Consider the following 22,844-nt stretch of genomic DNA (forward strand, 5'->3'; position numbering starts at 1 on the left):
GTCGGACGTCGAGCGCTGACGAAACTAGGGAAGAGAGATATACAGGCGGCTATCTTCTGGATATACCGGAGGACAGCCGCCTGTCGTCACAGCGTTATCTTCTGGCCCAGCGCCTTGCCGAAGTCGGCGGCCCAGCGGCGCGCCTGGGTGAGCACGCTGTCGTATCCGGCCGGGACCTTCGTGGGGTGGCCGTGCAGAATGCCGAGCACCTGCTCCTCCAGGCCGGCGTCGCCGAGGTCGCGGGCCAGGATCAGCGCCTTCACCAGCCGGGCGGGGTGGTCGCCCCGGTCCTGCCAGGCTTGGACGCGTCCCCTGGTCACCGGCTCCTCGGCCGCCAGGATCAGCGCGAGCTCGCGCCGCCCGGCGACGACGGCCCGCATCTCGTCCAGCAGGGTTTCCACGAAGGCCAGCTGATCGGCGGTGACGGACGAGCCGGGCCAGCCGATGCGCTCCTCGGTGCGCAGCCGCACGGCCAACCGCCCGTACTCGCTTAGTACTGCAACGGCACTTCACCTGAGTGGGTAGCCGCGGCGTTTGTAGTGGCTGAGGCGGGCTTGGTGTTGGCGTCGTCGTCGCCAGCGTGACCACCACCAGATGTGTTTGGGCTGGTGGTGGCGGACGAACAGTGCGGCGAGCAGGCGCCGGATCTCCGGTACCGTGTAGCCGATCATCATGTCGTCACCGGTGCTGTTTGCTGTTGCGCGGTCTGGGTCCGGGCGACGACGAGCCAGGCGTAAGCGGCCATCGACAAGGTGATGTGCGCGTACCAGGCCCGCCAGTCCCGGACCTGGTATTCGTCGAGGCCGGCCTGACCTTTGGCCTGCTGGAAGCATTCCTCAACGGCCCATCGGGTGCCGGCGATGCGGGCCAGGTCCATCAGCCGGGTCTTCCGCGGGCCGTAGCAGACGTAGTAGGCCAGCTCCCCGGTGTTCATGCTGCGCCGGGCGAGCAGCCAGTGCCCACGCCCGGGCCGCCAGCAGATGCGGATCGGGATCCGCGCCCACCAATACTCCCGCGGTCCGTGAGCCCCGGGACCGGCCGAGATCCGCGACCAGGCCCGGCCCGGCAGCGATGCGATCAGCTCGTCGACGCGGGCGCGGCCCATGCTGGTGGTGACCACGTCGTCGTTGCAGCGGGTCGCCACCACATGCGGCTGGTCGTGCTCTTCGAGCCAGACCCGCAACGCTTTCGACTGACCGTAGGCCTCGTCCATGGTCACCCACGCCGCCGCAACCCCCGCGGTGAACGCCCGCTGCAGCATCTGCCGGGCCATCTCAATCTTCGTGGCGAAGCCGACCTCGTCCGGGATCCCTGCCGCCCGGCAGCGATCCCGGTCATCGGTCCACGCCGCCGGCAGATACAACTGCCGGTCGATCAACGCGTGCCCGCGCGTCGAGCGGTAGGCCAGGAAGACACCGACCTGGCAGTTCTCGATCCGGCCGGCGGTTCCCGAGTACTGCCGGGCGACCCCGGCGGACTTCACGCCCTTCTTCAGGAACCCGGTGTCATCGATGATCAGCACACCATTCGGATCACCGAGGTGCTCGATCACGTAATCCCGGACCTCGTCACGCACGGCGTCGATGTCCCAGTCGGCCCACCGCAGCAGGCGTTGCATCCCGTCCGGTGACAGGTCACCGGCTTGCTCGGCGAGGGTCCAGCCGTTCTTACGATCGAGGCCGGCGACCAGCCCGGACAGATACTGCCGGGCCCGCCGCCGCGGCTCCGCGCGGGTGAACCGGTCCGCGAACCGGGCATGCAACCGGTCCAGTTCACTCGACCACTGATCAAACTCGATCGACGTCACACAACAGGCAACGAGCCGATCATCTATACGTATCGCCTGCTGAGTGCCGTTGCAGTATTAGTTTCGGGCCGAGCACCGCGTCGCCCACGTTCAGCGCGAGCGTCAGGTCTTCGTCCACCCTCTCCGGCCAGCACTCGAACTCCAGATCATGCGCTCGCCAGGTCGACTCTCCAGCGCGCGAGATCTCCGCGCCGGCTGGCAGCAGCCCGCGCTCCCGGGCGAGACGCATGATCTTGGAGGCGGAAGCCTTAGCCACGGCGCCTAGAACTTCAGCCACTGGCGCTTCGTCCCCGGTTTCGGCACCACGCCCAGCCGGAACGAGTAGTTGCCCGCGGCGTCCATCTTCCACAGGCAGACCCCTCCGTAGTCCTTGTTCATCGTCTTCAGGTACCGGCGCAACTGCCGGGTGCCGGCCTTGAGCCCGGAGCCGGTGTCCGGCTTGAGCTCGACCGGGTAACGCCCCGTTTTCTTCTCACGCCCTCGTTCCTTCGTTGCGCAGACACGACGAGGGGAAAGTAGGAACGCAAGATATTTACGAACGCATATGGTTGATACTTCGTCGATATAGACCGGCCCCGGTCTCCCCCGCCCCGCGTGCCGGCAGGTAGCGTGCTGCCCGGTTCGTGAGGGGGACATACTTGCCGAAGGACGACGAACTCGCCGACGCGTTGACCGCCGCGCGGGCGGGCGACGAGCAGGGGTTCGCCGTGCTGTGGCGCGCGCTGAACCCCGCCGTGCTGCGCTACCTGCGGCTGATCGCCGGGGACGCCGCCGAGGACGTCGCGTCCGAGACCTGGCTGCAGGCCGCCCGCGACCTGGACCGGTTCACCGGTGACCCGGCCGCCTTCCGCGCCTGGCTGTTCCGCATCGCCCGCCATCGCGGCATCGACGAGCAGCGCCGAGCCGGCCGCCGCCGCGAGCACCTCGCCAGCGGTGGCGGCTTCTCGGGCGGCGCACTTGATGGCGGCGGCGTCTTCGATGGCCGCGTTCTGGAGGGCGGCGTTCTCCCGGGCGGCGTCGGGGGCGTTCTCGCGGGCGGCTCACTGCCGGCCGCCGAGGCCGAGGTGATCGAGGGTGCGGAGACCGCGTGGGCGCTCAGCCGGGTCGCCGAACTCCCCGCCGACCAGGCCGAGGCCGTGATGCTGCGGATCGTCGCCGGTCTCGACGTCGCCGACACCGCCCGCATCCTCGGCAAACGCCGGGGCGCCGTGCGCATCGCCACCATGCGCGGCCTGCGCCGGCTGGCCGCCGACCCCCAGGTACGACTTCGGGCCGCCGAGCAGCCCCGCAGTCCCCGCCCCGAAACCACCGAGAAGGTGTGACGCATGGCGATTCGTTCCTGGCGCAACCGCCGCCGCGCCCTCAACGAGGCCGACCACCTGATCGCCGGCACCGACACCACCGGCCCCGGCTCCGGCCCTGCCGCTGCCGGCTCTGACGCCAGCACCGCCGGTCCTAACGCCAATGATCCTGGGCTGGCACACCTGATCCGCAGCCTGCGAGCCCCGGCCACCGCGGCCGAGACAGCCGGCGAACAGTCCATGATCGCCGCGCTGGCAGTGGAGCGTCGGCGCGCCCTCGCGGCGTCCGCATCGGAACAGCATCACGCCGGACACGAACACGGCCAGCCCAGGCACGATCTAGCCGGGCGTGATCAGGCCGGGCACGATCTAGCCGGGCGTGATCAGGCCGGGCACGATCTAGCCGGGCGTGATCAGGCCGGCCGCGATCAGCCGGCGCGGAAGCGGCCCCCGGCCAGGCGCCGCCGGGCCGCCGTCATCGTCGCTGTCACCGGCGCAGCCGTCGTCCTCGCAGGTAGCGGCACCGCCGTGGCCGCCCGAACCGGCAACCTCCCGGCCGGCGTCCAGCAGCAGGCACACCGCCTCTTCTCCGGCCTCGGCGTACCCGACGCCCCGACACCGTCCGCAGCGTCCCCGTCGCCATCGTCTTCGCGATCACGTTCGCAATCGCCGAAGCCCACACCGACACGGGCGCCGACGCCTTCACGGACATCCGCATCGCCGTCGGCAGACGCCATCACGAACACCCAGGCCGCATGGTGCGCCGCCTGGCAGACCGCGGAAGCCGGCGGCCACCCGATGAACGGCCGCGACCGCCGCGACTTGACCGAAGCCGCCGGCGGCGAGCAGAACATCGCCGAGTTCTGCGCGACCGCAAGCAGCGCGACAGCCGGCTCCACCAGCACGAACGCCCCGACCAGCACGGCCAAGCCCGGAAAGAGCAAAGCCGTCACCAAGTCGAAGAAGCCCAAGAAGTCGAAGGGCTGACCACCGACCCCGACGTTCGGGTGATCCGGGTGAACGAAGTCCGGTGACCTCGGCGCCGGCTGGCTTCCAGTGCTGCCGAGCGTCCGTTTTGTGAACACTGAGGACCAGCCCGCACCGGCATTTCCACGATCCACAGCCCTGCGGGCTCACCGTGAGCCCTCACCCCCACCCGAGCTCACCGTGAGCCCTCACCCCCACCCGAGCTCACCGTTTGCCCACGCCCCCACCCCGGATCACCGTGTGCCGCCGCTCACGCTGGAGCGGGATCACCGAGCCGCTCCCTCACCGGCCCCGGCGAGACCCGCCGCCGCAGCGCCGCCGCCGCCTCACGACCCGCGCGGTTCGCGCCGACCGTTGACTGCGAAGGCCCGTACCCGATGAGGTGGATCCGAGGATCGGCGGCGACCTGTGTGCCGATCATCGGGATACCGCCGAGCGGCCCGCGCAGCTGGAGTGGTTCGAGGTGGGCGAGTTCGGCGCGGAAACCGGTCGCCCAGAGGACCGCGTCGACCTCGGTGACGCTGCCGTCCGCCTCCACCACGCCGGTCGGCGTCAGCGCGGTGAACATCGGCCGCCGCACCAGGACTCCACGATCGCGGGCCGCGCGGGCGTAGTCGGTCCAGCCCAGGCCGGTGTAGGAGACCACGCTGCGTGACGGTCGGCCCGCTTCCACGTCGGCGATCACCTTGGCGATCGTGGAGCGGCCCTCTTGCTCGGGGCGCCACTCGTCGAGGAACACGGGTTCGCGGCGGGTGTACCAGAAGGTGGTCGCGACCCGGGAGATCTCCTCGAGGAGCTGCACCGCCGAGATGCCGCCGCCGACGATCGCGACCCGCTGACCGGCGAACTCGGACGCGTCGGCGTAGTCGCGGGTGTGCAGCTGCCGCCCGGCGAACGTTCCGGGGATCTCGGGCCGGACCGGGTTCGTCCAGGTGCCCGTCGCGTTGATCACGGCATCGGCCAGCCAGTCACCACGATCAGTGGAGACCAGCAACGAGCCGTCATCGCTGGAGACCGGCAGCAAGCCGTCATCGCCGGAAACCGGCAGCGAACCGCCGATGTCCCGGACGCTGGTCACCCGCACCGGCCGGAGGATCGGCAGCGCGAACTCCCGCTCGTACTCCGCGAAGTACCTCGGGATCGCCGCGCTGCTCGACTCCCCCGGGTCGATGGCGGGTTTCGGCATGCCGGGCAGGTCGAAGATGCCGTTGACGGTGGCCATCCGCAGCGACGCCCACCGATGCTGCCACGCCCCGCCGGGCGCGGCGTCCGCATCGAGCACGACGAACGACGGCGCGGCGCCCGCCTCGGAGTGGGCCGCGAACCCCCGCCGCCGCAGATGATAGGCAGCGGAGAGCCCTGCCTGCCCCGCCCCGATCACGACCACCGTCACGCGCTTCATGACCCACCCCCGGCGAAGCTTGCTGCGTCAAACAAATTCAGCATACTCCGGCGGGACTACACCCCTCAGGTACGGAACGGCCCGGTCACGCAGTACGTGATACCACCCGAGGACGACCCCGACGTACCGCGCTGGGACGAGAAGTACAACCGATTGCCCGCCGGGGTGAACGCCGGCCCGGTCAGCTCCGACGACCCCTGCCCGGTGACCCGCAGGAACACCGAGATCTTGTCGTCCGGCGTGATCAGGCAGATCTCCATGTTCCCGCCGTCCTCGGCGACGTACAGATCCCCGTACGACGACCCGGTCACGTTGTCCACGCCGGTGAGCGGCGCCGTACCCGAGCTGACCAGGCTGTCGTCGTACGCCAGCTCGTACGTCCCGGTCAGCAGGTTGACCTGCCACACCCGGTTGTCGCCCTTCGTGGTGAACCAGACGGTGTCGTTCGCGTAGTGGCACCCCTCCCCGCCGTTGAACGACTTCGCGCCGGACACCTGGTACCGCGTCTGGGTCGGCGAACCGTCCGGATCCGGCACGGTCTGCCAGGTGAACGACCCGGACGTGGCGGTTCCCGCCTTGAACACCTGCAGCGTTCCGGCCGACAGATCACCCCAGGTCGCCGGGACGAACCGGTAGAAACGCCCGTCCGTCTCGTCCTCGGTCAGGTAGATGACCTTGCGGACCGGGTCGGCCGCCGCCGCCTCGTGCTTGAACCGTCCCATCGCGGGTCGCACCACGGCGGTCCCGCCCAGCGGATACGTCTCCCAGACACGTCCGAGAGTGATCTCCTCGCAGGACAGCCAGGTGTTCCACGGCGTCTTGCCGCCCGCGCAGTTCTGGTTCGTGCCGGACAGGATCCGGGACGCGCCGGTGACGGTGCCGTTCGCGTCGAAGACGATCCGCGACGCCCCGCCGCCGGCCGACGACGACACCTCCGAGTTGGAGACGTAGATCCATCCGCTGCCGTTCGGGATCACCGCCCCGCCATCCGGCGCGTCGTGCCAGACATAGGAGGTCCCCGATACCACCTGGCGCGATCGGGCGATGACTTTGCTGGTGAACCCGGCCGGCAGCTGGATGCCGTTGGCGTCGGCGGCCCGCAGCGGCCCGTAGGGTCCGGTCGCGTTCTGCGCCGGCGCGGCATAGGCGGCCGACCACGCGGTGAAGGGCAGGGCCAGACCTCCCGCGCCCGCCACGGTGGCGCGCAACAGTGATCGCCGGTCCATTCGTCCTCCTGGATGTCCGTCGGTGTGTGCCTCCAGAAAGCCGGTCCTCGCTGTCCGCCAGGTGTCCCCCGCCCGAACGAATCGGCAAGCTTGAATGGCCGAGAAAGATCAAGATCCCGATCGGGTACGGGGTCAGCCCCGCCCCGCCACTGCGCGAGGGGCCCACCGCGTGCCGCGCACCGGCGGCGAGCAGCACGTGGCCGACGTCGACGCCGCCCGGCTGCACCGCGTCACTTCGCGATCCGGATCTCCTCGGGCAGCCGCCACGGCGTCCGGGCCCGCCGCACGACCCTCCGGCCGGGCTCCGCGCTGCGATACCACTCCCGGCAGAGCGCGACGACCAGCACCAGGTCGACGAGGTCCCCGCCGTAGTACATCAGCTGAGCCCCATCCTCCCCGTCCACGAAACCGGCGGGCGGATGACCGTAGAGATACTTGGCGAGGATCGCGTGCGACGCCATGAACGCGAGCAGCGCCACACCCCGGACGCCAAGCCCCGGCCGGTGCGGCGCCGGGTCGATGCCGGCGATCGCCGCGGCGAACAGATAGCCCGCCGCGAACACGTGGAACTCCACCCAGGACGACGTGTGGATCGCGTGGGACAGCCCGGTGGCGTACAGGATCCACAGCCCGCCGCCGTTCAGCAGGGCCGCCGTGACCGGGTGCGTCACCAGCCGCGCCGGCCCGCTGCGCAGCACCCGCGACACCGTCCGGGCGGGACTGACCGGCAGCGCCCGCAGAGCGAGCGTGACCGGCGCGCCGGCCATCAGCAGCAGCGGCGCGATCATGCCGAGCAGCAGGTGCGTGATCGCGTGAGCGGTGAAGTCGTAGTGGGCGGAATCGGTCAGCGGCCCGGTCACGGCGAGCCAGGCGGTCACCGATCCGGCCGCCCAGCACACCGTCCGCCGGGCCGGCCACCGGCCACCTCGCCGGGTGACCGCCACGACGCCTGTCGCGTAGCCGGCGACGAGGATCAGGATCACGACGGCCATGTCAGGCCGGCACCCGCGACCGTGACCGCGCCCGGACCAGCATCGACGCACCGGCGACGATCAGCAGGACGGCGATGATGTTCCATGCCCAGTCGTAGGGGGCGACGTCCACGTGGTACCGGATCTGGTGCAGGCGCATCACCTTGTGCTGGACCGTCCCGTCGTACAGCTGAAAGATCCCGGCCCCGGTCAGCAGGCCGCCCCACCACCGCAGCCGGTCGAAAGCCGCACGCCGGCGCAGGTCAGCGAGGAGGAAGAGGGCCGCCACCGTGGCGAACCAGCTCACCGCGTGGAACAGTCCATCGGAGACCAGCCCCGCCGCCGGCGTCGACTTGTCGTAGAAGTGATGCCAGTGCAGCAGCTGATGAAAAACGGTCTCATCGACGAACGCCGCAGCACCCACTCCGAGCAGGGCCCCGGAAAGCACGTTGCGACCGGCGAGCATCAAAGACCTCCTGGGGTACGGGGGTGAACCCCGCCCGAGTGCCCCGCCGCCGACCGGCTAAACCGTCGCCCGGCGCTCACCGGAGGTCGCCGCACCACCGCGACGGTCAGCAGGTGCGACGAGATCCCGAAACATGCTCGTGTCCCGTTCGACCGAGCGAAGGGCATCGAGCAGCGCCACGGTACGGCCGTCGCCCTCCAGCCAATGATCACGGTCGGCGAACAGCCAGGCGCCGCCCTTTCTGACCGGCTGGCCGGCTTCGAGGTGGTGACCGGCCTCCACGACGCGCGCTGCTTCTCGTTCCGCGCCGCCGATGGCGGCTGTCTGCGGCACGCGTCGTGGCGGCTGCGGCTGGACCCGCCGGACGGCACCGAGCTGTTCCGTGCCGACGGGTCCCTCCCGGTCCGCCCGGTGCCGGGCGGCTGATCGGTTTACTTCTTGGTCACCACGATCGCATTGCCGACCCGGCGCTCGGTGAAGTCCTGCTCCCAGTCGTCGGTGGGCCGGTTGTAGAGGATGTCGTTGATGACCAGCGTGCTGTCGCCGCCCATGCCCAGCATCATCGCGTCGGTCGCGCCGAGCCACTTCATCACCTCGGCGGCCTCCGGGATGGTCACACCGACGCTGATGCCCGGCCGCCGTCCGTCGATCACCACCATCAGCAGCTGCCCGGCAGCGGTGATGCCGACGAGCGTGCGCGGATGCCGGTCGGTGTGGAAGGCGGGGGCGAAGAAGCCCTCGGTGGTCTTCCAGCCGTTCGCGCCGCTGTTGATCCAGATCTTACCGTCGCGGACCAGCGCCGGTCCGCCGCCGATCGCGACGAAATTCGGGCCGGCGACCATCTGGCCCTGCGGGTCGAGGATCTGGGTGCCGGGCTGGAACTTCTGACCGATGACGGTGTGCGCCCGCAGCCAGTCCGCGCCGCCACCGATGCCCTGCATCACCCGTGAGCCGGACGGGATGGGACCGCCGGCCGGACTGCGCAGCTGCTTCGCCACCCAGTTGCCGTCGACGACCACGTCGACGCTGCCGGCCGGACCGGGCGGTGTGGCCGTGCCCCACTCGGGCCGGAAGATCACGATCTCGTCCGCGTCGGTGCACGTCTCGTACCGCCACACCTCGTCGCCGGGCGTGCCGTTCGGCCGCAGGTCACCGACCCCGCCACAGTTGATGATCTTGCCGGGCTTGCGGTGGATGCCGTCGATCTGCCACACCGCCCCGTCCGGCGCCGTGACCTTGGTCGTCGAGGTCAGCTCGGTGATCCGGGGCTTGCCGACCGCGCCGTTGAGCAGCAGCGCGGTGCGCCCGTTCTGCGCGTCGCTGAGCAGGTTGTTGCCCTGCACGTAGATGCCGAGCGGGTCGCCGTCGTAGCCGTTGAAGTTCGGGTTGTTGACGCTCTTGATGTCGAACTCGCTGGCGTTGATCGCGGCGATGGCGCCGGCGTGCTTGGCGATGTTACGGACCGTGTCGCCGTAGGCCAGCTCGGCACCGTGGGCGCCGCCGACGGTCACCGCCGCGTCGGGTTCCACGGCGACGACGCGTACCTCCCAGGGGCCGGTGGTCGTCTCCTGCCGGAACGCCTGGTGTTGCACGGTGCCACTGACGAACTTGTCGGCCACCTTGATCTTGGTGAGCGCCACCAGCCGTGCATCCGCCGACGCGCGGTCGGCGAACGTCTCCGTCAGATGCAAGCCGTGGAAGACCGTGACGTCGGTCGGCGGCCGGTAACCGACGTCCGTCGGCAGCGGCGGGTTGTAGGTCGAGGTGGTGCTCGCAATGCCGGCCGCTTTCAGATCCGCCTGGTAGTCCAGGGCCGCCTGGGGGTCACGGGTCAGGTTTTGGCCGTTCGGGTAGTTGAGCGCGATGCTCCAGCGCGAGGACGCGTACCCCTGACTGAATTTCCGATAGGTCACACCGGGAACCGGCGTCTGGATCGCGCCGACGGTGGTGGTCAGGCTGGCGAGACCGAGCGGCATGCGGCCGGCCGGGTTCTGGTAGGGCGCGGCGACGCTGGCGGCTGCCGGGCGCGGCATGACCAGCGTCGAGCCGGCGACCGCGACGGTCACCGCGAGGATCGAACTGAGATGGCGACGGTTCACGGCGCTCCTTTGTAGACAAAAGTGGACGTACCAGCTGGCAGCGGTCTCGCGCCCCAAGATCGTGCCGGCCGGATCATCGAAACTTACACAACTGTTGATCTGTGTGGTGACCGAGGGTGTCCGTGACGTCGCACTGGCGCCTTAGTACTGCAACGGCACTCAGCAGGCGATACGTATAGATGATCGGCTCGTTGCCTGTTGTGTGACGTCGATCGAGTTTGATCAGTGGTCGAGTGAACTGGACCGGTTGCATGCCCGGTTCGCGGACCGGTTCACCCGCGCGGAGCCGCGGCGGCGGGCCCGGCAGTATCTGTCCGGGCTGGTCGCCGGCCTCGATCGTAAGAACGGCTGGACCCTCGCCGAGCAAGCCGGTGACCTGTCACCGGACGGGATGCAACGCCTGCTGCGGTGGGCCGACTGGGACATCGACGCCGTGCGTGACGAGGTCCGGGATTACGTGATCGAGCACCTCGGTGATCCGAATGGTGTGCTGATCATCGATGACACCGGGTTCCTGAAGAAGGGCGTGAAGTCCGCCGGGGTCGCCCGGCAGTACTCGGGAACCGCCGGCCGGATCGAGAACTGCCAGGTCGGTGTCTTCCTGGCCTACCGCTCGACGCGCGGGCACGCGTTGATCGACCGGCAGTTGTATCTGCCGGCGGCGTGGACCGATGACCGGGATCGCTGCCGGGCGGCAGGGATCCCGGACGAGGTCGGCTTCGCCACGAAGATTGAGATGGCCCGGCAGATGCTGCAGCGGGCGTTCACCGCGGGGGTTGCGGCGGCGTGGGTGACCATGGACGAGGCCTACGGTCAGTCGAAAGCGTTGCGGGTCTGGCTCGAAGAGCACGACCAGCCGCATGTGGTGGCGACCCGCTGCAACGACGACGTGGTCACCACCAGCATGGGCCGCGCCCGCGTCGACGAGCTGATCGCATCGCTGCCGGGCCGGGCCTGGTCGCGGATCTCGGCCGGTCCCGGGGCTCACGGACCGCGGGAGTATTGGTGGGCGCGGATCCCGATCCGCATCTGCTGGCGGCCCGGGCGTGGGCACTGGCTGCTCGCCCGGCGCAGCATGAACACCGGGGAGCTGGCCTACTACGTCTGCTACGGCCCGCGGAAGACCCGGCTGATGGACCTGGCCCGCATCGCCGGCACCCGATGGGCCGTTGAGGAATGCTTCCAGCAGGCCAAAGGTCAGGCCGGCCTCGACGAATACCAGGTCCGGGACTGGCGGGCCTGGTACGCGCACATCACCTTGTCGATGGCCGCTTACGCCTGGCTCGTCGTCGCCCGGACCCAGACCGCGCAACAGCAAACAGCACCGGTGACGACATGATGATCGGCTACACGGTACCGGAGATCCGGCGCCTGCTCGCCGCACTGTTCGTCCGCCACCACCAGCCCAAACACATCTGGTGGTGGTCACGCTGGCGACGACGACGCCAACACCAAGCCCGCCTCAGCCACTACAAACGCCGCGGCTACCCACTCAGGTGAAGTGCCGTTGCAGTATTAGTGCCTGTCTCTCTACTTCTGATGAACCAGCTGGCCAAGTCCCGGATCAACCTGCTCGGCACCCGCCTCGCGCCATCCACACCCTAGTCCTCGACATGCCGCCGGCCATCGCGGCACCAGCCCTCGGCTACACCCCCGAATCCGCCGAAGACCACGCCACCCTCGCCGGTGCGACCTAGGCCGGCTACGCCGTCCACCGGCGACAACGCGGTGACATGCCGCGATGACGATGGTCGACGCTCGAAGGTGCGCATCGCGGAGGGAACAGGAGCCTGGCTCTCTGGCAGTTCGTCAGAGGGCGAGCTGACGGCACACATCACGATCATGTGGTAGCCCGGCTTGCTTGAAGACCAACCCGCAGCTGCCGTTCTTCGGATCCCAGAGCTGGTCGTTGGCCACCAGAGCCCGCAGCAGCGCACGCTGGGAATCGGCTAGTGGCTGGCACTCGCGGCGCGGCTCGGCGAAGGCGAAGCGCACCAAGGCTCCCCATCCGTCATCGAATCCGGTCCAGCTGTCGCGCCTGGCAATCTCACAAGCTGCCGTCGCGATCATGTCGAAGCCAGATGCGACACGAAGCGCTGCGGTGACGAGTTCGAACTGATGCAGGCCAGGAGGTGGCGGCTCCGCCAGCGCGGTGAGGATCAGTTGCTGGCTCCGCGGATCGTTTTCGTCGGCCAACGCGGCCCGCAGCCGGACCGCCGGGTCTGGGTCAGAAAGCAACTCGCGGAGGTCCACACCGAGCCGGCCAAGGCAGCGGATCCACGAGGCTCGAGGCCCGGGACCGTGATGCATCCAATCTTGGATGATGGCAGCGAGTTCCTCGCGCCGATCTGTCAGTGGCGCCATCTCCACGATCGCCACGAGGTTCTCCGCATAGAACAGGCCACGATCCGGCACCGACGATTCCAACAACGAGAGCACCACCGGGTATGCCGCCGCCACGGCATCGGTGACGTCTGGCAGCAGCTCGGCGAAGTGAGGGTCTCCTGCGAGGTCGGTCACGCTCAAGGCCACGTCACCCAGGAACTCCACGAGCGATGTGATCGTGTCCGGGTGCGCCCGGCCCTCGGCCAGCAGCGCAGTCACGGCCCGGACGGACGGTGCAGTTGCTGGCTCGGGGAACCCCTGGTGCAGCACTGCGACCTGAAGGTGACCCAACGCTGCCTTACGAGCATCAGCATCGCCGAACTCCAACGCGTGCAGATGCCCAGGGGTGTCGGTCGCCCGGCCATAGGCGTGCCGAAGCCCCCACCAGTCAACCGTCATCCTGGCCCCCGTGTCGCTGAGAGAATCGATGATGGCAGGACCCGATCCAGCCACGCCACTCGGTCGACATCCGTCCGCTGCCGCCGGCCACGGGCCGTGACTGCGGGGTGGCCCGGGCGTGGACAGCCAGAAGAGAAGGTTCCCGCTACCGTTCCCGCGGATGGGGCCTCTCGACTCGGACACATCGTCGCGAAGGGAAGGATCACGGCGCATGTCCGATCTGATGACGGAGTTCCTGTGGTCGCACCCGAGGAGGAAGGCGACGTCTCCGTCTGGTTCGGCACCACGGAAAAGGCTGCACTACAACGGTGTTCTTCTACTCCGCGGATGACGTGAGTTTCGAATAGGCATCTTCCTTCTGACGCACTCTCGTCGGCAACGCTGCGCGTTTGTCATTCGTTCGTTGTCACGTTCTGGAGGCCATGAACGCGGCGAGTCGGGGGCCGGATTAGAGTGCGATCATGACCGACGCATCCGTGCACCTCGCCGCCCAGCCTCGTCTCGACACGCTCGTCACGGAGTTCCGCTCCGACGCTCAGAGGCTGCGCACCGACTTCGCAGGGACGGCCTGGATCGGTGACGTCCCGGACCCGGCATCCGGGATGATGGGACCGAACTACCAGCGGCGCGTCGTCGACTCGCAGTTGTTTCTGCCTGACACCCACTGGTACACCGTCAGCGACCTCGACGACGCCGAGATCCAGGTCGCCGTCGGCCTGCTCCAGGTGCCGGGCACCAAGCAGGGTACCCAAGGGCTGGTCGGCGCCATCGCGGACCCGCGCGCGGACTTCTTCGAGCATCCGGAGCACGACGATCGGGTCGGCGTCTGCCTCACCCTGCGGGGCCAGATCTGGTCCAATGTCGGCCTGTCATATCGAATCACCGTACTGTGCCGGCCGGAGGCCTTCATCAGTAGCGCACCCGCGTGATGCGAGCGCCGCGCTATTTCGCCGGCGGGTGAGCGCTCAGCCAGGCCTGCGCGCGCCGTTGTGACGCGCGGTACAGCCAGGCGTCCTGGATCACCTCGGCCAGTTCCTCGCGGGACAGCTCGCCGAGCCGGCCGGCCCGCACCAGCACCGACAGGTGGCCGTCGAAGTGCGGGGTGGTGAAGAACGGCGACGCCGGGTCCTGCACCAGCGACAGCTTGTCCGCCTCGGTGGGCACCCAGAAGACGATGACGTCGGCATACCGCTCCCCGGTTGCCGGGTCCACCGCGTCCGGGCGCGGGTTGCGGAAGAACACGAAGGACTTGCCGCCGACCTGGTAGACCGGGTTGTCCCCGGAGACGGTGACGTGCGGCATCGACGCCGCGATCTCGTGCACGTCCTCGACGCGGGCGGGCCGGCTCATACCGGCGCCCCGCCGAAGCCGATCTCGTTGCCGTCCGGGTCACGGAAGATCGCCTTGCGGACGCCGTTCGCGTAGGTCTCGCGTTCGGCCGGGTCCAGCCCGCGGCCGGCGATCTCCGCGAGCCGCGCGTCGAAGTCGCCGACGAACACCGTCTGCATGGCGAATCCGGCGTGCGACGGCCGTACCTCGATGTAGAGGTACCGATGCTCGGCGAGCTCCCACACCGCCTCGGTGTCGTTGGGCAGGAAGGACGGGCCGGCGCCGAGGAGTCGCGCGTACCAGCTCGCGGCCACCGTGTAGTCGCGGACCGGGATGCCGGCGAACAGGTCTACGGTCATACGGCCAGGTTAGGCGGCACGACCGACAACGACCCACGCCGACGCCGTGACCCGCGGGGTGAACACCGCGGCGCACCGCTCCCGCAGGGCGGCCAGCTGCCGGGCGTCGAGCCCCGCGACGTAGTCGCCGGGCGGCCCGACGCCGAACGTGAACGGCTCCCACCAGTCCTCGAAGCCGGCGAACTCCGCCTGCACGGTCAGCACGCCGGACTCGACGTCGCGCAGCCCGGCCGCGGTGAACAGCTCGGCGAGGTGGCCGGCCCGGACGCCGGCCAGCTCGGACTCGCCGGGGGCGGCCGGATCGAGGGACCGGACCGCCTGCCAGAACGTGGTCAGCGGGCCGCGGCCACCGGCGTGGTCCCAGACGCACGCGCCGACGAGACCGCCGGGGCGGGTGACCCGGCCCATCTCGCGCAGCCCGGCCACCGGATCGGTCATGAAGTGGACCACGAGCTGGGCCAGGGTGACGTCGAACGAGCCGTCGGGGAACGGCAGCCGCTCGGCCGGGGCCTGCCGGACGTCGACCTCCGGCAGTCGGGCCCGGATCGCCTCGACGAACGACGCCGACGGGTCGACCGCCACGACCGAGCCGGCGCCCAGGCGCTCGACCAGCACCGTGGTCAGCGCCCCGGTGCCGCAGCCGACGTCGAGCGCCCGCAGCCCGGGCGCGAGGCCGGCGCGGTCCGCGAACTCCACGCCGAGGGGGAACGAGTACCGGCCCATGAAGCGGCCGTAGGCGTCGGCACCGACCTCGAATCCCATGTCAGCCTCCCGGTCTCACCACGTGACATCAACCTCACCACAGTGACATGATCCATCGATGCGGGTCTTCATCACCGGCGCCAACGGGTTCATCGGCCGTGAGCTGGCACTGCGGTTCCGCGACTTGGGCCACATCGTCGACGGCGTGGACCTGCGCCCCGACCCGGAGGCCGGGGTGATCGGCGGGGACATCACCCGGGAGGGCCCCTGGCAGGACTTCGTGGCCGACCTGGTGGTGCACACCGCGGCGGTGGTCTCCAACGGCGTCGGCATGGACGAGCAGTGGCGGGTCACCACGCTCGGCACCCGCAAGGTCCTGGACGCCGCGGTCCGCAACGGCGCCCGATGGTTCCTGCACCTCTCCTCGATCCGCGCCTTCTCCGACGTCGGTTTCCCGGACGGCGTCACCGAGGAGCACCCGGTGCGCCCGGACGGCAACCCCTACGTCGACACCAAGATCGCCTCGGAGCAGGTGGTGCTGCAGGCGCACGCGGCCGGGGAGATCGCGGTGACCGTGGTCCGGCCCGGCGACGTGTACGGACCCGGGTCACGCCCGTGGACGCTGATGCCGCTCGAACTGATCAAGAAGAACCAGTTCCTGCTGCCGGCGAACGGCAACGGGATCTTCAGCCCGGTCTACATCGACGACCTGATCGAGGGTCTGCTGATCGCCGCCAACAGCCACGGCAACACCGGCCAGGTCTTCACCCTCACCGGCGGGGTGGGCGTGACCTGCAAGGAGTTCTTCGGCCACTACTACCGCATGCTCGGCAAACGCGGCCCGCTCTGCCTGCCCACGCCGGTCGCGGTGGGGATCGCCGCGGCGGCCGGCCGCGCGATCGGCCTGACCGGCGCGTCGACCGAGTTCAACGCCATCTCGATGCGCTACTTCACCCGCACCGGCACCTACTCGATCGGCAAGGCGCGCCGGATGCTCGGTTACGAACCCCGGGTCGACCTCGCCGAGGGCATGGCGCGCACCGAGCGGTGGCTGCAGGATCACAATCTCATCGGGTACGCATCCCGCCCGCGCCGCTGAGTATCCGTGCCCCGCCCTGGGTAGATCGGGGGACATGAATGCGCTCATCTTCGGGGCCATCGCCTCCAGCGCGCTCGTCCTCGGGGCACTGCTCGGCGCCCGGATCCAGCTTCCGAAGGCGCTGCTGGCCGCGATGCTGGCGTTCGCCGCCGGCGCGGTGCTGGCCTCGCTCGCGGACACGCTGATGCCGGAGGCCTACGAGAAGGGCGGCCCGCTGGTCGCCCTGAGCACGACCAGCGGGTTCGTCCTGTCCTTCGTGCTCTCCACCCTCTAGCTGTGATGTCCAGGGAGGTTGTTCAACCGGGTTCTAGCGCGCGGCCAGTTCGGCGAAGAGCTTCTCCCACTGCGCGACGATCACCGGCATCTCGTATCCGGCCGCGGTGACCCGTGCGTCCTTCCCCATCGCCGTGCGCTCGTCACCGTTTTCGATCAGCCGGGACAGGCCCGCGGCCATGCCCGGCACGTCCTCGGCCGGCACCAGCAGCCCGTTCACGCCGTCGTCCACCACGTCGGCCGGGCCGGTCGGGCAGTCGAACGCGACCACCGGCAGCCCGGTGCTCATCGCCTCGAGCAGCACCATCGGCAGCCCCTCCTTGCGCGAGCTCAGCGCGAAGATCGACGCCCGCGCGAACTCCGCGTCCAGAGTCCGGCTCAGCCCCCGCAGCCGCACCGTACCCTCCAGGCCGCGCTCAGCGATCATCGCGGTCAGTTTCGGCCGCCATTTCCCCTCGCCGAACAGGTGCAGCTGCCAGTCCGGATGCTCCGCGTGCACCTGCGCGAACGCCTCCACCAGAAGATCGAAACCCTTCTGCCGGCTGAGCCTTCCCGCGGCGGCCACGATCGGGGCACGCTGCCCATCGGGTACGCCGGAACGCGCCGGGATGCCGTTGGGAATGCGCACCAGACGAGCCCTGTCGCCCATCGCCTCCCGGTAGGACCCGAGGTCGGCACGGGTCAGGACGGTCACCGCGTCCAGGCGCGGGTACGCCCGTACCATGGCGGTTTGCAGTGGGGGTTTGTAGCTGTCGAAGTTCATGTGGTCCTGACCGATGCGGATCAGCCGCTGGGGGCCGAACCACGCGGAGAGCAGGTTCAGCGACGGGCGCGTGGTGATCAGCACGCCGTCCCGCTGGGCCCGCATGTACCGGATCACCCGCATGTCGACGTAGGGATCCCAGCGCTTGTACCGGAAGTCGCGGCCGTGCGGCAGCGGGTTGCGGAACCGCCGGGTCTTGCGCCAGAACCGCGAGTTCGTGCCCGGCGCGTCGGTGAATCGCGAGCCGTTGTCACGCAGTTCGGTGAGGCAGACCAGCCGGACCCGCGGGTCGAGCGGCAGCGCCGGTTTCTGCCCGGTGCGGTAGACGCTCGCGATCTCGACGTCGTGGCTGTCACACAGCGCGTTCGCCTGGTTGAAGACCGTGCGGATCGTGCCGCCGACCCCGTACGCGTTGTGCAAGATGTACCTGATGTTCACCCGGACAAGGTATGGCGTGGGGTCAATGCCGGTAGCTCAGTGATCTCGATCGGACGCCGTCGCTCATGTCGCCAGGTCCAGCAGGAAGTCCTTCACCTCGGTGGCGGCCAGCGCCGGCCGGGCCGCGGCCGCCGACGAGCAGAGCAGCACCGGCGCGTCCTGCGGTGACGACGGCAGCCGCCCGTGCGAGCCGCGGACGGCGTGCGCGCCGGCGTCCAGGCCCACCACGTTCATCAGGTACCGCATGCCCAGCTTCTTGCGGGCCAGCGCCACGGCGGCGCGGCGCTTCGCGGCGGACGGGGCGGCCGGGTCGAAGAAGAGCTCCGCCGGGTCGTACCCCGGCTTGCGGTGGATCTCCACGAGCCGGGCGAAGTCCGGGGCGTCCGCGTCGCGCAGCCAGTAGTAGTAGGTGAACCAGGCGTCCGGGTCGGCGATCAGCACCAGCTCGCCGGAGCGCGGATGGCCGAGCCCGGACTCGGCCTGCCCCTGCGCGTCCAGGACCTGGTCGACGCCGGGGAGCGCGGCGCAGATCTTCGCGACCGCGGCCACGTCGCGCGGCTCCCGGACGTAGACGTGGGCGATCTGGTGGTCGGCGACCGCGAACGCCCGCGAGGTCCACGGATCCAGGTATTCCATGCCCGCCTGGGTATATACGTTGAGCAGTCCCTCGGCGCGCAGTGCCCGGTTGATGTGCACCGGGCGGCTCACCTCGGTGATGCCGTATTCGGACAGGACGACCACCGTCGCGTCCCGGGCGAACGACGCGGTCAGCAACGGGTCGAGGACGGCGTCCAGCTCGGCGGCGGCCGTCGATGCCTGCGGCGAGTCCGGGCCGTACCGCTGCAGGTCGTAATCGAGATGCGGGACATAGACCAGGGTGAGATCAGGGTCGTGATCCGCCATGATTTTCCGCGCCGCCCGGCAGATCCATTCCGACGACGCCATGCCGGCGCCCGGGCCCCAATAGGTGAAGAGCGGAAAGGTGCCGAGGGAGTCGTGCAGAGCGTCGTGCAGGGCGGGCGGGTCCGTGTAGCAGTCCGGCTCCTTGCGGCCGTCGGCGAAATAGATCGGCCGGGGCGTGACGGTCCAATCCACGTCGGCGCCCATCGCGTACCACCAGCAGACGTTGGCGACCGTGCTGCCCGGGCGCCGTCTCCGCAGCGCCTGCCACAATTTCTCGCCGCCGACCAGCGCGTTGTGCTGACGCCAGAGGAACACTTCGCCGAGTTCCCGGAAATACCAGCCGTTGCCGACGATGCCGTGCCCGGCCGGTGTCTCGCCGGTGAGGAACGTGGATTGGGCGGAACACGTGACGGCGGGCAGCACCGTACCCAATGGCGCCTGGAATCCGCGGTCGGCGACCGCGCGCAATCGGGGCATGTGGGCGAGCAGGCGCGGGGTGAGTCCGACGACGTCGAGCACCACGAGACGGGTCATCGGGACGCCTCCGCCAGCATCGAATGGGCGACGGCCATTTCGGCGGCTATTCCGGCCGCCAGCGCCGCGTCGTCACCGGGTCGCTGCGCGGGTGGCAGCACCCCCCAGGTATAGGTCTCCACGTCGAAGTGGTCGCAGACCGGTACCAATTCCCGGACAGCTCTGCGGGTCACCGCGACAGTCGAGGTGAGAGGCGCGGCGGGGGCCGCATGCAGGGGTACGTGGTAATGGACCCGCCACGGTCCGGGAAGACGCCGCTCGATGGCCTCGTCCAGATCGTCGGCCGCCGCGCCGGAAGCGCTCCGGGTCTGATGCAGAAAGCGCGGCTCGACATAATCGCCGAGCACCCCGGCCGACGGATCCGCCGCCTCCAGCGCCGCCGAGATCTGCACCTTCACGATCGGCACCCCGGCGCCCGTCAGCCGGGCGACCGCCTCGGCCGGATCCTCCCAGGCGCAGGCCAGGTGGGCCAGGTCGACGCAGACGCCGATCCACTCGGAGTCCAGCTGGGAGACCAGCTCGGCGGCCTGCCCGGTGGTCTCCACGACACAGCCCGGCTCCGGTTCCAGCCCGACCCGCACCGGCCGCCCGGCCGCGGCGGAGATGTCGGCGAGACCTTTCGCCAATTCGTCGAACCGGCGCAGCGAGACATCCTCCCGCTGCCGGTCCCACGGCGTGCGCCACGCGAACGGCAGCGTGGAGATGGAACCGCGCTCGGCTCGATCCGGCAGCAGATCCACCAGGATCCGGGCCAGATTCAGCGTGTATTCCCGGCGCTCCGGCGTGGTCCAGTCCGGGTGATAGACGGCGTGTTTGACGACCGGCGCCTGAAAAGCGGCATAGGGAAAGCCGTTGAGAGTGACCACCTCCAGACCGCGGGCGTCCAGTTCCCGCCGCAGCCGGCGGCGGGAATCGGGCGCCTCCGCCAGTTCGGCGGCGACCGGGGCGGCCAGCCACAATCCGATGCCGAGCACGTCGGTGTCGAGGTGGGAACGGATCCGCGAGGCGAACGTGTCGAATTGGCCGATGATGCCGTCCAGGTCCTCCGCCGGGTGCACGTTGGTGCAATAGCTGAGGTGGCGCATCAGCTTCCCCCGCGCAGGATCGAGTTGCCGGCGAAGGTCGCGCCGGTCTCCGCCGCATCGGACAGGTCGAGCCGCCCGGACTGGCTGAAGAACGCGACCGGATTGCGCCACAGCACCCGGTCGACATCGTCCTCGGTGAATCCGGCGACCAGCATCTCCTCGCCGGTCCGGAGGGTGAGCAGCGGGTCGGAGCGGCCCCAATCGGCTGCCGAATTCACCAGGACACGATCCAGCCCGTACTCGGAGAGGATTTTGACCATCCGGTCCGGCGACATCTTCGTGTCCGGATATATCGAGAAACCTGCCCACAGACCGGCTTCCAGGGCCGGGGCGACGGTCAGCTCGTTGAGGTGGTCGAGCACCACCCGGCCCGGATCGATTCCGGACTCGCGGACCACGGCGATGCTGCGCTCGGTGCCCCGCGCCTTGTCCCGGTGCGGGGTGTGCACCAGCGCCGGCAGGTCGTGCTCGATCGCCAGGGCCAGCTGGGCGGCGAACGCCTCGTCCTCGTCGGCGGTCATCGAGTCGTACCCGATCTCCCCCACCGCGACCACGCCGTCCTTCGCCAGATAGCGCGGCAGCAGATCGAGCACCGGCCGGCAACGCCTGTCGTTCGCCTCCTTCGGGTTGAGTGCGATCGTGGCGTGGTGCCGGATGCCGAACTGGCTCGCCCGGAACGGCTCCCAGCCGATCAGCGAATCGAAGTAGTCGGTGAACGATTGCGGTCCGGTGCGCGGCTGGCCCAGCCAGAACGCCGGCTCCACGACCGCGCGCACCCCGGCGGCGGCCATCCGCGCATAGTCGTCGGTCGTGCGGGAGGTCATGTGGATATGGGGATCGAAGATCCGCATCAGGCTCCCTTCAAAAGCTCCAGCAATTCCTGAGCGTCGGCCGGGACGTCCCGCCCGGCCGCTTTCCGTTCCTCGGCGAAAGCACCGAGCATCTCGGCCAATGCCGCGTCGGCGCGGTCGTGCAATCCGTGCACCGCGGTCAGCGGAATGCCCATGAACACGCATTTCAGGACGCCCTGCCGCCAGGTGGCGTCATCCAGTTGCCGGGCGGCCGGACCGAGCGCGGCGGCCACCAGCCGGGTGTCATTAGTGCGCAACGCGTCCTGCAGCACCGACACCGTTTCGCCGGTCGCCGCAATGAGCGGCAACGCTTTGAGAACCGCGCGTTTCTCGTCCGCGTCGCCGTACCGGTACAGGCTTTCCGCCTCGCCCGGAGCCGCGGAGAGCAGCAGCGCCCGCGCGGCCTCGTCAGCGGTCCACTGCGGAGCGACCGGCGCGCGGCCGCAGCGGCGACCGGCCGCCGGGAACAGCGCGCCGACGGCCGCCGGATCAAGGGTGACCTTCGCGAGCGCGTCGTCGAGCCAGTCGTTCCCACCGAGGGCCGCGCGCAGTTCCACCAGGCCGGTCATGCTGCCGCCTTCCTCAGGAAGTCGATCGATCGCCGGGCCACCGCGGGCGCCGCGTGCGAGTGCCGGGGCAGCTCGACAGCGACCAGGCCCCGGTATCCGGCGGCCTCGAGGGCGGCCGTCACCGGCGGGAAGTCGATCTCGCCGTCGCCGAACTCCAGGTGCTCGTGCACCCCGCGGCGCATGTCGTCGATCTGAACGTTGACCAGGTGCGGACCGGCGTCGGCGACACAGTCGGGCACCGGTTTCGGCTCCAGGCAGCGGCAATGCCCGATGTCCAGCGTGATGCCGAAGTTGTCCGGTTCACCGAGAGCCGCGTGCAGCCGGCGCCACCCCGCCAGATCTTCGACGAGCATGCCCGGCTCGGGTTCGAAGCCCAGCGTCACGCTGTGGTCGGCCGCATAACGGACCACCTGGTCACAGCCGCGGACCAAGCGGTCCCAATCATCGGGTACGCCGGGCGGCGCGACACCGGCCCAGAACGAGACCGCTTCCGCTCCGAGATCGGCGCCGACCCGCACGGCGCGGCGCAGGTACTCCAGGCGGGCGGCGGGGTCGTCGTGCATCAGCGTCGGAGCGTGCTTGTGCCACGGGTCGAGCAGGTAGCGGGCGCCCGTTTCGATCACCACGGCGAGGCCGAGGCGGTCCAGGTCGGCGGCCACCTCGGCGGTACGGCGGGCCAGGCCGGGGGCGAACGGGTCGAGGTGGCAGGTGTCCAGGGTGAGGGCGACGCCGTCGTAGCCGAGGTCGGCGATCACCCGGAGCGCCTCGGGGAGGCGGTGGTTGGCGAAGCCGTTGGTGCCGTATCCGAATCTCATGTGGGCGGTCCTGTCGGTCCGGGGTGCTGTATCGCGCGGCGCTTCATGTGGGTGCCGCTGTGCTTCACCGCGCGGCGCTTC

Annotated in this window: 24 protein-coding genes; 7 read left to right on the top strand and 17 right to left on the bottom strand. The window is 69.7% G+C overall.

All coding sequences use genetic code 11. From position 1 onward, the window contains the following. Positions 1-86: 86 nt before the first annotated feature. Together AMIS_RS22245 and AMIS_RS22250 are read right to left on the bottom strand one after the other, a co-directional pair. A complete protein-coding gene (locus tag AMIS_RS22245) occupies positions 87-470 on the bottom strand; it encodes a hypothetical protein (RefSeq protein ID WP_014444636.1) in 384 nt (127 codons plus the stop codon). A 200-nt stretch (positions 471-670) separates the two neighbouring features. Beyond that, a complete protein-coding gene (locus AMIS_RS22250; protein WP_083888780.1) occupies positions 671-1,798 on the bottom strand; it encodes an IS701 family transposase in 1,128 nt (375 codons plus the stop codon). A 647-nt stretch (positions 1,799-2,445) separates the two neighbouring features. Between AMIS_RS22250 and AMIS_RS22260 the strand changes: the two genes are divergently transcribed. Together AMIS_RS22260 and AMIS_RS42860 are read left to right on the top strand one after the other, a co-directional pair. Continuing rightward, positions 2,446-3,129: an RNA polymerase sigma factor gene (locus AMIS_RS22260; RefSeq protein WP_014444639.1), complete on the top strand. Its 684-nt coding sequence runs from the start codon at positions 2,446-2,448 to the stop codon at positions 3,127-3,129. 3 nt (positions 3,130-3,132) lie between these two features. After that, positions 3,133-4,095, top strand: a complete 963-nt coding sequence (locus tag AMIS_RS42860) for a hypothetical protein (RefSeq protein ID WP_157434975.1) — start codon at positions 3,133-3,135, stop codon at positions 4,093-4,095. A gap of 250 nt (positions 4,096-4,345) precedes the next feature. Here AMIS_RS42860 and AMIS_RS22275 read toward each other — a convergent pair whose 3' ends face one another. From AMIS_RS22275 to AMIS_RS22290, 4 genes are all read right to left on the bottom strand, one after another. Next, entirely contained in the window at positions 4,346-5,497 is a 1,152-nt protein-coding gene (locus AMIS_RS22275) for an NAD(P)-binding domain-containing protein (protein ID WP_014444641.1), read from the bottom strand. Between the two features lie 65 nt (positions 5,498-5,562). Next, positions 5,563-6,723: an alkaline phosphatase PhoX gene (locus tag AMIS_RS22280; protein WP_014444642.1), complete on the bottom strand. Its 1,161-nt coding sequence runs from the start codon at positions 6,721-6,723 to the stop codon at positions 5,563-5,565. A gap of 230 nt (positions 6,724-6,953) precedes the next feature. After that, positions 6,954-7,715 carry a cytochrome c oxidase assembly protein gene (locus AMIS_RS22285; RefSeq protein ID WP_014444643.1) on the bottom strand — a complete coding sequence of 254 codons (762 nt, stop codon included), beginning with the start codon at positions 7,713-7,715 and terminating at the stop codon, positions 6,954-6,956. A 1-nt stretch (position 7,716) separates the two neighbouring features. Then, a complete protein-coding gene (locus AMIS_RS22290) occupies positions 7,717-8,160 on the bottom strand; it encodes a DUF2243 domain-containing protein (protein ID WP_014444644.1) in 444 nt (147 codons plus the stop codon). Positions 8,161-8,364: 204 nt separating this feature from the next. Between AMIS_RS22290 and AMIS_RS22295 the strand changes: the two genes are divergently transcribed. Beyond that, positions 8,365-8,586: an AbfB domain-containing protein gene (locus AMIS_RS22295; protein ID WP_014444645.1), complete on the top strand. Its 222-nt coding sequence runs from the start codon at positions 8,365-8,367 to the stop codon at positions 8,584-8,586. A gap of 5 nt (positions 8,587-8,591) precedes the next feature. Here AMIS_RS22295 and AMIS_RS22300 read toward each other — a convergent pair whose 3' ends face one another. After that, positions 8,592-10,259 carry a phosphodiester glycosidase family protein gene (locus tag AMIS_RS22300; protein WP_014444646.1) on the bottom strand — a complete coding sequence of 556 codons (1,668 nt, stop codon included), beginning with the start codon at positions 10,257-10,259 and terminating at the stop codon, positions 8,592-8,594. Between the two features lie 211 nt (positions 10,260-10,470). Between AMIS_RS22300 and AMIS_RS22305 the strand changes: the two genes are divergently transcribed. Continuing rightward, complete coding sequence (locus AMIS_RS22305) at positions 10,471-11,598, top strand: IS701 family transposase (RefSeq protein WP_083888780.1); 1,128 nt, start codon at positions 10,471-10,473, stop codon at positions 11,596-11,598. A gap of 470 nt (positions 11,599-12,068) precedes the next feature. Here AMIS_RS22305 and AMIS_RS22310 read toward each other — a convergent pair whose 3' ends face one another. Next, positions 12,069-13,043, bottom strand: coding sequence for a hypothetical protein (locus AMIS_RS22310; protein WP_014444647.1), 975 nt, complete (start codon positions 13,041-13,043; stop codon positions 12,069-12,071). Positions 13,044-13,504: 461 nt separating this feature from the next. Between AMIS_RS22310 and AMIS_RS22315 the strand changes: the two genes are divergently transcribed. Further along, positions 13,505-13,972: a hypothetical protein gene (locus AMIS_RS22315; RefSeq protein ID WP_014444648.1), complete on the top strand. Its 468-nt coding sequence runs from the start codon at positions 13,505-13,507 to the stop codon at positions 13,970-13,972. Between the two features lie 13 nt (positions 13,973-13,985). On the opposite strand, the gene AMIS_RS22320 is transcribed toward AMIS_RS22315, so the two are convergent. Genes AMIS_RS22320 through AMIS_RS22330 form a run of 3 tightly spaced genes read right to left on the bottom strand, consistent with a single transcriptional unit; the run spans position 13,986 to position 15,493 of the window. After that, positions 13,986-14,393, bottom strand: a complete 408-nt coding sequence (locus AMIS_RS22320) for an MmcQ/YjbR family DNA-binding protein (RefSeq protein ID WP_014444649.1) — start codon at positions 14,391-14,393, stop codon at positions 13,986-13,988. Then, positions 14,390-14,731: a VOC family protein gene (locus AMIS_RS22325; RefSeq protein WP_014444650.1), complete on the bottom strand. Its 342-nt coding sequence runs from the start codon at positions 14,729-14,731 to the stop codon at positions 14,390-14,392. Before AMIS_RS22325 ends, AMIS_RS22320 begins: the two co-directional genes overlap by 4 nt. Before the next feature lie 9 nt (positions 14,732-14,740). Beyond that, a complete protein-coding gene (locus AMIS_RS22330; RefSeq protein WP_014444651.1) occupies positions 14,741-15,493 on the bottom strand; it encodes a class I SAM-dependent methyltransferase in 753 nt (250 codons plus the stop codon). 58 nt (positions 15,494-15,551) lie between these two features. On the opposite strand from AMIS_RS22330, the gene AMIS_RS22335 reads away from it, so the two are divergent. Both AMIS_RS22335 and AMIS_RS43725 read left to right on the top strand, forming a co-directional pair. Then, positions 15,552-16,532, top strand: coding sequence for an NAD-dependent epimerase/dehydratase family protein (locus AMIS_RS22335; protein ID WP_014444652.1), 981 nt, complete (start codon positions 15,552-15,554; stop codon positions 16,530-16,532). Positions 16,533-16,566: 34 nt separating this feature from the next. Next, entirely contained in the window at positions 16,567-16,806 is a 240-nt protein-coding gene (locus AMIS_RS43725) for a hypothetical protein (protein ID WP_014444653.1), read from the top strand. A 33-nt stretch (positions 16,807-16,839) separates the two neighbouring features. On the opposite strand, the gene AMIS_RS22345 is transcribed toward AMIS_RS43725, so the two are convergent. The 6 genes from AMIS_RS22345 to AMIS_RS22370 all read right to left on the bottom strand — a co-directional run bounded on the left by AMIS_RS22345 (position 16,840) and on the right by AMIS_RS22370 (position 22,763). Then, the gene (locus AMIS_RS22345; RefSeq protein WP_014444654.1) at positions 16,840-18,006 is read right to left on the bottom strand and encodes a glycosyltransferase family 4 protein; all 1,167 of its coding nucleotides are present in this window, start codon (positions 18,004-18,006) and stop codon (positions 16,840-16,842) included. Positions 18,007-18,069: 63 nt separating this feature from the next. Continuing rightward, positions 18,070-19,443, bottom strand: a complete 1,374-nt coding sequence (locus AMIS_RS22350) for an alkaline phosphatase family protein (protein ID WP_014444655.1) — start codon at positions 19,441-19,443, stop codon at positions 18,070-18,072. Further along, positions 19,440-20,528 (bottom strand): metabolite traffic protein EboE, encoded by a 1,089-nt coding sequence (gene eboE, locus AMIS_RS22355; RefSeq protein WP_014444656.1) that lies wholly within the window; start codon positions 20,526-20,528, stop codon positions 19,440-19,442. The genes AMIS_RS22350 and eboE overlap by 4 nt, the downstream gene beginning before the upstream one ends. Then, positions 20,528-21,379, bottom strand: a complete 852-nt coding sequence (locus AMIS_RS22360) for a TatD family hydrolase (RefSeq protein ID WP_014444657.1) — start codon at positions 21,377-21,379, stop codon at positions 20,528-20,530. The genes eboE and AMIS_RS22360 overlap by 1 nt, the downstream gene beginning before the upstream one ends. Continuing rightward, positions 21,379-21,948 carry an EboA domain-containing protein gene (locus AMIS_RS22365; protein ID WP_014444658.1) on the bottom strand — a complete coding sequence of 190 codons (570 nt, stop codon included), beginning with the start codon at positions 21,946-21,948 and terminating at the stop codon, positions 21,379-21,381. Before AMIS_RS22365 ends, AMIS_RS22360 begins: the two co-directional genes overlap by 1 nt. Then, complete coding sequence (locus tag AMIS_RS22370; RefSeq protein ID WP_014444659.1) at positions 21,945-22,763, bottom strand: sugar phosphate isomerase/epimerase family protein; 819 nt, start codon at positions 22,761-22,763, stop codon at positions 21,945-21,947. The genes AMIS_RS22365 and AMIS_RS22370 overlap by 4 nt, the downstream gene beginning before the upstream one ends. Positions 22,764-22,844 lie beyond the last annotated feature (81 nt).

Origin of the sequence: Actinoplanes missouriensis 431 (genome assembly GCF_000284295.1) — a bacterium.
Lineage (GTDB): Bacteria > Actinomycetota > Actinomycetes > Mycobacteriales > Micromonosporaceae > Actinoplanes > Actinoplanes missouriensis.

Coding starts and splice junctions, on each gene's coding strand:
- AMIS_RS22335 (WP_014444652.1), top strand. CDS start 15,552: ATGCGGGTCTTCATCACCGGCGCCAACGGGTTCATCGGCCGTGAGCTG.
- AMIS_RS22330 (WP_014444651.1), bottom strand. CDS start 15,493: ATGGGATTCGAGGTCGGTGCCGACGCCTACGGCCGCTTCATGGGCCGG.
- AMIS_RS22295 (WP_014444645.1), top strand. CDS start 8,365: ATGATCACGGTCGGCGAACAGCCAGGCGCCGCCCTTTCTGACCGGCTG.
- AMIS_RS22310 (WP_014444647.1), bottom strand. CDS start 13,043: ATGACGGTTGACTGGTGGGGGCTTCGGCACGCCTATGGCCGGGCGACC.
- AMIS_RS22325 (WP_014444650.1), bottom strand. CDS start 14,731: ATGACCGTAGACCTGTTCGCCGGCATCCCGGTCCGCGACTACACGGTG.
- AMIS_RS22365 (WP_014444658.1), bottom strand. CDS start 21,948: ATGACCGGCCTGGTGGAACTGCGCGCGGCCCTCGGTGGGAACGACTGG.
- AMIS_RS22320 (WP_014444649.1), bottom strand. CDS start 14,393: ATGAGCCGGCCCGCCCGCGTCGAGGACGTGCACGAGATCGCGGCGTCG.
- AMIS_RS42860 (WP_157434975.1), top strand. CDS start 3,133: ATGGCGATTCGTTCCTGGCGCAACCGCCGCCGCGCCCTCAACGAGGCC.
- AMIS_RS22280 (WP_014444642.1), bottom strand. CDS start 6,723: ATGGACCGGCGATCACTGTTGCGCGCCACCGTGGCGGGCGCGGGAGGT.
- AMIS_RS22350 (WP_014444655.1), bottom strand. CDS start 19,443: ATGACCCGTCTCGTGGTGCTCGACGTCGTCGGACTCACCCCGCGCCTG.
- AMIS_RS22290 (WP_014444644.1), bottom strand. CDS start 8,160: ATGCTCGCCGGTCGCAACGTGCTTTCCGGGGCCCTGCTCGGAGTGGGT.
- AMIS_RS43725 (WP_014444653.1), top strand. CDS start 16,567: ATGAATGCGCTCATCTTCGGGGCCATCGCCTCCAGCGCGCTCGTCCTC.
- AMIS_RS22275 (WP_014444641.1), bottom strand. CDS start 5,497: ATGAAGCGCGTGACGGTGGTCGTGATCGGGGCGGGGCAGGCAGGGCTC.
- AMIS_RS22285 (WP_014444643.1), bottom strand. CDS start 7,715: ATGGCCGTCGTGATCCTGATCCTCGTCGCCGGCTACGCGACAGGCGTC.
- eboE (WP_014444656.1), bottom strand. CDS start 20,528: ATGCGCCACCTCAGCTATTGCACCAACGTGCACCCGGCGGAGGACCTG.
- AMIS_RS22370 (WP_014444659.1), bottom strand. CDS start 22,763: ATGAGATTCGGATACGGCACCAACGGCTTCGCCAACCACCGCCTCCCC.
- AMIS_RS22360 (WP_014444657.1), bottom strand. CDS start 21,379: ATGCGGATCTTCGATCCCCATATCCACATGACCTCCCGCACGACCGAC.
- AMIS_RS22315 (WP_014444648.1), top strand. CDS start 13,505: ATGACCGACGCATCCGTGCACCTCGCCGCCCAGCCTCGTCTCGACACG.